Source organism: Kineosporia babensis (genome assembly GCF_021129305.1).
Classification (GTDB): domain Bacteria; phylum Actinomycetota; class Actinomycetes; order Actinomycetales; family Kineosporiaceae; genus Kineosporia; species Kineosporia babensis.
The window spans coordinates 72,097-78,223 of sequence record NZ_JAJOMB010000033.1; the positions used below are offsets into that span (position 1 = coordinate 72,097).

Consider the following 6,127-nt stretch of genomic DNA (forward strand, 5'->3'; position numbering starts at 1 on the left):
GACAGTTCCGGGTCCTCAGCGGCTCAGCGGTTGGCCCGCAGCGACATCGCCCGGTCCGACTCGCGCTTGTCCTGCTGCTCGCGCAGGGTCTGGCGCTTGTCCCAGTTCTTCTTACCGCGGGCCAGGGCGATCTCGACCTTGGCCTTGCCGTCCTTGAAGTACAGCTGCAACGGCACCAGCGTGTAACCGCCCTCGCGGGTGCTGCCGGCCAGCTTGTCGATCTCGGCCCGGTGCAGCAGCAGCTTGCGGCGCCGGCGCGGGGCGTGGTTGTTCCAGGTGCCCTGGAAGTACTCCGGGATGTGCACGTGCTCCAGCCAGGCCTCGCCCCGGTCGATCTGGGCGAAGCCGTCGGCCAGCGAGGCGCGGCCTTCCCGCAGGGCCTTCACCTCGGTACCGGTGAGCACGATGCCGGCCTCGTAGGTGTCGTCGATGTGATAGTCGTGCCGCGCCTTGCGATTGGTCGCGACCACCTTGCGACCGGTTTCCCTGGGCACGCCTACCTCACCTCTTCCACGCATGTTTCCTTGCTTCGGCCGAACCGCCGACGGTCAAGTCTAGGAGGGTGCAGCGACTGGTGCCCACTTGATTAGCTGCGGGCGGACACCGCTCTACAGCCAGCCCATCGGATCGACCGTGGCACCGTTCACGTACACCTCGAAGTGCAGGTGGCAGCCGGTGGACAGCCCGGTGGTACCGGTGTAGCCGATCACCTGCCCCTGACGGACCTGGCCGGACCGGACCACGATCCGGCTCAGGTGGTTGGACGAGGTGGCCACGCCGGAGCCGTTGATCCGGCCGTGATCGACCACGATCTGGTTGCCGTAGCCGCCGGACCAGCCGGCCCGCACGATCGTGCCGTCGGCGGCGGCCCGCAGCGGAGTACCGCAGCCAGCCCCGAAGTCGGTGCCCGCGTGCAGCCGCCGGTAGTTCAGGATCGGGTGGTAGCGGTAGCCGTAGTTGGACGTGATCGGGGCACTGACCGGGTACGCCAGACCAGAGCTGCCCCCACCGTTCAAGGAGGATCCGCCGCCCCCGCTCGGCGCGGCCTCCTCGGCCCGGGCCCGGTCCCGCAGGATCCGGGCGAGCTCTTCCTGCTCGCTCTCCGCGTCGTCGATGCGCTTCTGCTCAGCGGCCTTGCGAGCCGAGATGGCCGCCACCGCCTCCTCGCGCTCACTGACCAACTCGCCGATCTCGTCCGTTGCTCTCTGGGCCTGGGTGGTCGCCGCCTCCCGCTCGCGGACCACCTGCTCGGACTGTTCCTTCAGGTCGGCCACCTGAAGCCGGCCGGCCTCGAGTTTGGCCTCCCGGGCACGGGTCTCGGCCTGCTCCACGGCCAGCCGGTCGATCACGTCGCCCTGCGCCCTCAGCGCGTTCCCGGCCACGCTGACCCGGTCGGCGAACTGCTCCGGGCTCTGCGCGTCCAGCGCGATCGAGAGCCCGGCCATGCCGGAACTCACGTAGGCCTCGCGGGCGATGCCGGCCAGCCGGTCCTTGGTCTCACGTTCCTCGTCGGCCCGGGCGTCCAGCTCGCGCTGGGCCTTACGGACCGCCGCCTCGGCCAGCTCCAGTTCGTCGGCCAGCTGCGCGTCGCGTTCGTTGGCCTTGCGCAGCGCGCTCTCGGCGGCCTTGAGTTGGGCGTTGGCCGTGCTCAACCGGGCCTCGGCGGTCTTCAGCCGGACCGCGGCCTCGACCAGGTCGTCGGACGTGCCCTCGAGGTCCTCGCGCAGCTGCTTCAGTTCCTCGGCGAGCCTGTCCTGCTTGTCCTCGACCGAGTCAGCGGCGGCCGGCGCCGCGTTCTGGGTCAGGGTCGTCAGTCCACCCGCGAGTACTGCCCCGGCCACCAGGACCGCAGCAAGAAGCCTGGCCGGCCGACGCATTCCGCGTCGGCCGACCAGGCTCAGGTACGTGCTTCGCCGTTTCATCCGCGTGCCCCCCGTCGCCGGTCAACCCCGTATCGGATGGCAACTTTGGTCACACACGGTACAGGAGTGACTACACCTTGAGGTATCTCTGCAGCGCGAGGAAGGCCGACACGCCAGCGATTCCCAACCCGATGACGAACAGCCACGGCACCACCATCAGCGCGTCGCCCACCCCGACGTAGTTGGTGAAGGTCAGCGACTGGGCCAGCCGGTCCTGGATCTGGAACTTGGTCACCCCGACCAGCGCCACCGAGGCCAGCCCGGCGCCGACCGCCGCGGCGATCATGCTCTCCAGGATGAACGGCAGCTGGATGAAGAAGTTCGAGGCCCCGACCAGGCGCATGATGCCGGTCTCCCGGCGGCGGGTGAACGCGGTCAGCCGGATCGTGGTGGCCACCAGCAGCACCGAGCAGATCAGGGTCACCGCGGCCAGCATCCAGGCGCCCAGCTTGAGCTGGTTCAGCAGCGCGAAGAGCCGGTCCAGCACCTCGTTCTGGCTCTCCACCGTCTCCACCCCGGGCTTGTCGGTGAAGAGTTCGGCGACCACCTGGTACTGCTCGGGGTTCTTCAGGTCGACCCGGTAGGACTCGGGCATCTGGTCGACCGTCACGTTCTCGGACAGCGCGCTGTCCTTGAACTGCTCCTTGAAGTGCTTGAAGGCCTCGTCCTGGGTCTCGAAGTAGACCTTGTCCACGTACGCGGCCAGCTGCGGGGCGGCCAGGTCGGCCTGGATCTGCTCCTTCTGGGCTTCGGTGGCCTTGCCGTCGGCACAGCCGGCCGCGGTCGAGCCGTCACCGCAGAGGAAGATGGAGACCTGAACGCGGTCGTACCAGTAGTCCTTCATGGTGTCGACCTGGCGCTGGGCGAGGAAGCCCAGGCCGACCAGGAACAGCGACACGACGGTGACGAGCACCACCGAAATGGCCATCGCGATGTTGCGGCGCAGGCCGATCAGGATCTCGTCGACGATGAACTGGAAACGCATGTCCTTCTCAGTTGCTCTGGAGACTCAGCTGCTCGGGAGGGGCTTCGGGCGGACGTTCCGGCGACCGGCGATACTCAGCGCGAGTAGCCGTAAACGCCGGCGACCTCGTCGCGCAGCATGTTGCCGTGCTCGAGCTCGATCACGCGCTTGCGCATCTGGTTGACGATCTCGTGGTCGTGGGTGGCCATCACGATCGTGGTACCGGTCTTGTTGATCCGGTCCAGCAGCCGCATGATGCCGACGCTGGTGTTCGGGTCCAGGTTTCCGGTCGGCTCGTCGGCCAGCAGGATCGCCGGGCGGTTGACGAAGGCCCGGGCGATCGCCACGCGCTGCTGCTCACCACCGGACAGCTCGTGCGGGAACCGCTGCTCCTTGCCCGCCAGGCCGACCAGCTCGAGCACCTCGGGAACGGTGTGCGCGATGGCGTGCCGGGGCTTGCCGATCACCTGCAGCGCGAACGCGACGTTCTCGAACACGGTCTTGTTCGGCAGCAGCCGGAAGTCCTGGAACACCGCGCCGATGGTGCGCCGCAGGTGCGGGACCTTCCAGGTGGACAGCTTGGCCACGTCCTTGCCGGAGACCCGGACCACACCCTTGGTGGCCTTCTCCTCACGTAACGCAAGACGCAGAAAAGTGGACTTGCCCGACCCGGAAGCACCCACCATGAAGACGAACTCGCCCTTGCTCACCTCGAGACTGATCGAGTTGAGGGCGGGGTGCTTGGAACCCGGGTAGACCTTGGTGACGTCATCGAATCGGATCACGGCTCAGACCTCGGCCGCCGTCGGGGACTAGGGGAAGGTGCTCGCGGCCGATCGAAGTCTAGGGGTCCGCGGGAGTGCCGAGGGGGACCTGCCGAGTCCGAGTGCGTTACGGATGTGAGTCTGTGCGATTCCTGTGCCTTGCGTGGCGGCAAAGCGTTGAGGACGCCTCTACGCGCGGTAGCCGCGCGCAGAAGCGTCCTCAATTTTGTTGCTGCTGTTGCTCTTGCCCTTCGCCCTTGCTCTAGGCGTTCTGCTCCTGGGTCTTGCGCCAGCGGATGCCGGACTCCAGGAACTCGTCGATCGCGCCGTCGAACACCGCGCTCGGGTTGCCGGACTCGTGCTCGGTACGCAGGTCCTTCACCATCTGGTACGGGTGCAGCACGTAGGAACGCATCTGGCTGCCCCAGCTGGAACCGCCGTCGTTCTTCAGCGCGTCCAGCTCGGCCTGCCGGTCGCGGCGGGCCTTCTCCAGCAGCTTGGCCTGCAGCACGCGCATCGCCGAGGCCTTGTTCTGCAGCTGCGACTTCTCGTTCTGGCAGGTGACCACGATGCCGGTGGGGATGTGGGTGAGCCGGACCGCGGAGTCGGTGGTGTTGACGCTCTGACCACCCGGGCCGGAGGAGCGGTAGACGTCCACCCGGATGTCGTTCTCCGGCACGTCGATGTGGTCGGTCTCGGCCACCACGGGCAGCACCTCGACCCCGGCGAAGGAGGTCTGCCGGCGGCCCTGGTTGTCGAACGGGCTGATCCGGACCAGCCGGTGGGTGCCCTGCTCGACCGAGAGGGTGCCGTACGCGTAGGGGGCGTCGACCTTGAAGGTGGCCGACTTCAGGCCCGCTTCCTCGGCGTAGGAGGTGTCGTAGACCTCGGTCTTGTACGAATGCCGCTCGGCCCAGCGCATGTACATCCGCAGAAGCATCTCGGCGAAGTCGGCCGCGTCCACCCCGCCGGCCTCGGAACGGATCGTCACCAGGGCCTCGCGGGAGTCGTACTCGCCGGAGAGCAGGGTGCGCACCTCGAGCTCGCCGAGCGCCTTCTGGACGTTGCGCAGCTCGTTCTCGGCCTCGGCCAGGGTGTCCGCGTCGTTCTCGGCCTCGGCCAGCTCGACCAGCACCTCCAGGTCGTCCACCCGGGCGCTCATCTTCTCGAGGCGCTCCAGCTCGGACTGCAGGTGCGAGAGCTTGGACGTGACGACCTGGGCCTTCTCCGGGTCGTCCCAGAGGTCGGGGGCCACGGCCTGCTCGGAGAGCCCGGTGATCTCCGAACGCATATCGTCCAGGTCGCTCACCTTGAGGATGGACTCCAGGGTGGTGCGCAGAGCGCGGATCTCGCTAGGGAAGTCGGTCGCCACATTGATCGAGGTTACGCGGTCTTCGGCCGAAACACGGAGTCGGCACTTTCCTCGTCGCCTTCCTCATCGGGTTTCGCCGGGTTGACCGGCGCTCCGGAGGCGGCCCTTTTCATGCAGCCGTGTTGCAGGCGTCACACATTTGACCCATTTCGGCAAGAATGCCCGATTTACAGTGATGGTCGGGGCTGGAGTTCGGGCGACCCGGATGACCTGGGGATTTCGCTGAGACCGGCCGCGCCGCGGGCTCCCGGCCGCGCGTCCTGACTCAACGCCGGACGCGCGGCTGGGCTCCAACTCCCACAGGGGCTCCCATTCCCCGATCCCCGGATTGCTCTCACTCACCGGGTCACGGGGAAAGCGTGCACCCGTTCGGCGGGGAGCGCATCTTGAACGTTCTGGGCGACTGGTGGGGCCTGCGGGCTCCGGTCGGGCCTTGCGGGCCCGTGTGGGATCTTCAGACTCTGGCGAGGCCGTCGGATTCTGGGCGAAGGCTTCAGACTCTGGGTGGAGCCGTCGGATTCTGGGTCGGCCTTCAGATCCTGGGCGGGGCCTTCAGATTCTGGGTGTGGGACTTTCGGATTCTGGCGGGCCTGCGATCAGAGACCGAGGGCGTCCAGGTCTTCCGAGGTGGCGCCGCGGCAGAGATCGGCGAAGGTCACCTCGAGAGCCTTGCAGATGGCGGGGATCTCGAAGACCTTGATCTGCCGGTTGCCCTTCTCGGCGTCGTGCGCCTGACTGAGGGACCAGCCGACGAGCTTGCCGAACTCTTCCTGGGTCAGGCCCAGGCGTGAGCGCTCGCCGCGGATGTTCCGCGCTACGACTCGCCCCAGGTCGCTCATTTGGCAGACCGTAGGCGGGGGTTTGCGGAGGGGAGTAGCAGAAAGCGGTTTGATTTGTGCTTTTGCCGAACTATGTGGTGCATTACCAACTAGATCAGACTTTCCCCGATCTCCGAGACTGCCCCGACCTGCCGGTCGTTCCCCTCCCGTCTGAGCGGGTCGGGGCCATTCACTGGTGGCTTGTTGGGGTGTCTTCGGCGCTGCCTCGTCTGCGCGGGCCACCTCGTCTGCGCGGGCCACCTCGTCTGCGCGGGCCACCTCGTCTG

Annotated in this window: 6 protein-coding genes; all 6 read right to left on the reverse strand. The window is 67.4% G+C overall.

Annotated elements, in window-relative coordinates; genetic code table 11:
* Positions 1 to 23: 23 nt before the first annotated feature.
* A complete protein-coding gene (gene smpB, locus LR394_RS38175; RefSeq protein WP_231449592.1) occupies positions 24 to 494 on the reverse strand; it encodes an SsrA-binding protein SmpB in 471 nt (156 codons plus the stop codon).
* Positions 495 to 608: 114 nt separating this feature from the next.
* Positions 609 to 1,922, reverse strand: coding sequence for a peptidoglycan DD-metalloendopeptidase family protein (locus tag LR394_RS38180; RefSeq protein WP_231449593.1), 1,314 nt, complete (start codon positions 1,920 to 1,922; stop codon positions 609 to 611).
* 70 nt (positions 1,923 to 1,992) lie between these two features.
* On the reverse strand, positions 1,993 to 2,907 hold the full coding sequence (gene ftsX / locus LR394_RS38185) for a permease-like cell division protein FtsX (protein WP_231449594.1): 915 nt from the start codon (positions 2,905 to 2,907) through the stop codon (positions 1,993 to 1,995).
* 74 nt (positions 2,908 to 2,981) lie between these two features.
* The gene (gene ftsE / locus LR394_RS38190; protein WP_231449595.1) at positions 2,982 to 3,671 is read right to left on the reverse strand and encodes a cell division ATP-binding protein FtsE; all 690 of its coding nucleotides are present in this window, start codon (positions 3,669 to 3,671) and stop codon (positions 2,982 to 2,984) included.
* A gap of 241 nt (positions 3,672 to 3,912) precedes the next feature.
* On the reverse strand, positions 3,913 to 5,022 hold the full coding sequence (gene prfB, locus LR394_RS38195) for a peptide chain release factor 2 (RefSeq protein ID WP_231449596.1): 1,110 nt from the start codon (positions 5,020 to 5,022) through the stop codon (positions 3,913 to 3,915).
* 596 nt (positions 5,023 to 5,618) lie between these two features.
* Entirely contained in the window at positions 5,619 to 5,861 is a 243-nt protein-coding gene (locus LR394_RS38200; protein WP_231449597.1) for a helix-turn-helix domain-containing protein, read from the reverse strand.
* Between the last annotated feature and the right edge of the window lie 266 nt (positions 5,862 to 6,127).

Bases quoted from the DNA above. Each gene is read 5' to 3' on its own strand.
- ftsX (WP_231449594.1), bottom strand. From the start codon at position 2,907: ATGCGTTTCCAGTTCATCGTCGACGAGATCCTGATCGGCCTGCGCCGC.
- LR394_RS38180 (WP_231449593.1), bottom strand. From the start codon at position 1,922: ATGAAACGGCGAAGCACGTACCTGAGCCTGGTCGGCCGACGCGGAATG.
- LR394_RS38200 (WP_231449597.1), bottom strand. From the start codon at position 5,861: ATGAGCGACCTGGGGCGAGTCGTAGCGCGGAACATCCGCGGCGAGCGC.